Source organism: Conyzicola sp. (assembly GCF_046714715.1).
In the GTDB taxonomy this organism is placed as follows: domain Bacteria; phylum Actinomycetota; class Actinomycetes; order Actinomycetales; family Microbacteriaceae; genus Conyzicola.
This window is the reverse complement of record NZ_JBKKAD010000172.1, coordinates 1-2522: the sequence shown is the minus strand read 5'-3', so window position 1 is coordinate 2522 and position 2522 is coordinate 1. Positions and strand designations below refer to the sequence as shown.

Sequence of the window (2522 nt, the reverse complement as noted above, 5' to 3'; positions counted from 1 at the left end):
CGCGCCGAAACTGCAGCCGGCGAGAGCCGGGAGCAGCGCGACACCCGCGGCCGCGAGGGCGAGAGTCCGTGTCATCCGAAGCATTCGTCCACGCTATTCAGGCTCCGGATGCCCCGCTAGAGCACCTGAGGAATGTTACGCAAACGAGAACGTGGCGCGGGCGGGCGTTCGTACCGGCAGAATGTCGGTATGACGTTATGCACCGCGCGCGACAGCCCGAGGACCACGCGGTGATCGATCCCACACTGCCCGTGCTGGCAGCGGGGGCCGTGGTGTGGCGCCTCGTCGACGGCAAAGCCCGCGTGCTGCTAGTGCACCGCGGCGACCGCGCCGACGTCTCGCTGCCGAAGGGAAAGCTCGACCCGGGCGAGACCCTGCCGCAGACGGCCGTGCGCGAGATCGCCGAGGAGACCGGGCTCGCCATCACCCTGGGGGCGCCCCTCGGCACCGTCGAGTACACGCTGCCGAGCGGCCGGGAGAAGATCGTCTACTACTGGTCGGCCGAGGTCGGCGACCACGCGCTCGAGCTCTCGACGTTCGCGCCGAACAACGAGATCGCCGCCGTCGAGTGGGTGCCGATCGAGAAGGTGCGCAAGAAGCTCAGCTACGCGCACGACATCGACGTGATCGACCGGTTCGAGCAGCGGCTGCTCGCCGGTCGCGCCCGCACGTTCGCCATCATCGCGCTGCGCCACGGCACCGCCGTGCCGCCGTCGACCTGGGACGGCGCCGACGCGACCCGGCCGCTCATGCAGCGCGGAGTCGACCAGGCGCTCAGCGTCGCCCCGGCTATCGCCGCGTACGCGCCCGCCAAACTCATCAGCAGCTCGGCCGCGCGCTGCCTCGCGACGATCGCCCCGCTCGCCGGAGCGCTCGGCCTGCCGGTGAAGTCGTTGAACGCCGTGAGCCAGGACGCGTGGGAGGACGGCACCGGCACCGTCGAGAAGGTCGTGGCAAAGCGCCTGGCGAAGCGGGTGTCCGCCGTGATCTGCAGCCACGGCCCGGTGCTGCCGGACATCATCCTCGAGGTCGCGCGGCTCACCAACACCCGCACCGATTCGGCTCTGCGCCGGGCGGCAGAACTGTCGACCGGCGAGTATGCGGTGCTGCACATCTCGCTCGAGCCCACTACCCCCGGAATCGTCGCCGTGGAGTCTCACGGACCGGCGGTCGCCTAAACCTTCCGCGCTTGTTTACCTCCCGTTCACCTCGTGGGGCGAGTCTGGTTAACCTCCGCGCATAGCGTCGTCTTCTGGGTCGCACCGGCCCTCATCCTGTAATCAAAAAACATTCCCGAAGGGAAACCCGTGAAGACGGCAACAACGAACTTCAAGCGTTTCGGCAGCGTCGCTGCTATCGCTATCGCAGGCACCATGCTCTTCTCCGCATGCGCCGCAAACGAGGATGCGCCCGCCGGCGAGTCCGAGAGCACCCTCACTGGCACGCTCGACGGTGCAGGCGCATCGTCGCAGGGCAGCGCGCAGGAGGCCTGGGTTGCAGCATTCCAGACCGAGAACCCCGACGTGACCATCAACTACGAGCCCTCCGGTTCGGGTGCGGGCCGCGAGGCATTCCTCTCGGGCGGCGTTTCGTTCGCCGGTTCCGACTCGGCACTCAGCGACGACGAGATCGCGGGCGAGTTCGCTTCCTGCGTTCCCGACTCCGGCTACGTCGAGGTCCCCGCGTACATCTCCCCGATTGCCGTGATCTTCAACGTGGAGGGTGTTGACGAGCTCAACCTCGACGCCGCGACCCTCGCCGGCATCTTCAAGGGCACCATCACCACGTGGGACGATGCAGCAATCGCCGCACTGAACGAGGATGCAACGCTTCCCTCGGCTCCGATCACGGCCGTTCACCGCGCCGACGACTCGGGCACCACCAAGAACTTCGCTGACTACCTCAACAAGGTTGCTCCCGAGGTCTGGGACGCCGCTCCGGCCGACCCCTTCCCCTACTCGGGCGGCGAAGCTGCTCAGGGCACCTCGGGCGTTGTCGACGCAGTGACCAACGGCACCAACACCATCGGTTACGCTGACGCTTCCAAGGCCGGCGACCTCGGTGTCGCAGCGATCAAGGTCGGCGAAGAGTTCGTCAACTACACCCCCGAGGCTGCAGCAGCAGTCGTCGAGGAGTCGCCCCTCGTCGAGGGACGCGAAGCGACCGACCTGGCGATCAAGCTCGACCGCCTGACGACCGACCCGTCGCACTACCCGCTGGTTCTCGTGAGCTACATCATCGCTTGCCAGGAGTACACCGACGCTGAGCAGGGCCCGCTCGTCAAGGCCTACGCCGAGTACCTCACCTCCGAGGAAGGCCAGGCCGAGGCTGCTGACGCCGCCGGTGCAGCTCCCCTCTCCGCCGACCTGTCGGCCAAGGTTGCTACGGCTCTCGAGTCGATCAAGTAACAACACCCCCCCCTTGTGACTGTCGGGCTGCGGGTAAAACCCCCCCCACCCCCAAACGTTAGCAACACATCGCCCCAACCACCACACCGGTCCCCGGACACGAAAGACCACAAA

At 67.2% G+C, this 2522-nt stretch carries 2 protein-coding genes; both read left to right on the top strand.

Annotated elements, in window-relative coordinates; translation table 11 throughout:
• Positions 1-230 precede the first annotated feature (230 nt).
• Entirely contained in the window at positions 231-1178 is a 948-nt protein-coding gene (locus tag ACLQ6X_RS13815) for an NUDIX hydrolase (protein ID WP_411700732.1), read from the top strand.
• Positions 1179-1373: 195 nt separating this feature from the next.
• Positions 1374-2408 (top strand): phosphate ABC transporter substrate-binding protein PstS, encoded by a 1035-nt coding sequence (locus tag ACLQ6X_RS13810; protein WP_411700733.1) that lies wholly within the window; start codon positions 1374-1376, stop codon positions 2406-2408.
• The last annotated feature ends 114 nt before the right edge of the window (positions 2409-2522 follow it).

Coding starts and splice junctions, on each gene's coding strand:
- ACLQ6X_RS13810 (WP_411700733.1), top strand. CDS start 1,374: ATGCTCTTCTCCGCATGCGCCGCAAACGAGGATGCGCCCGCCGGCGAG.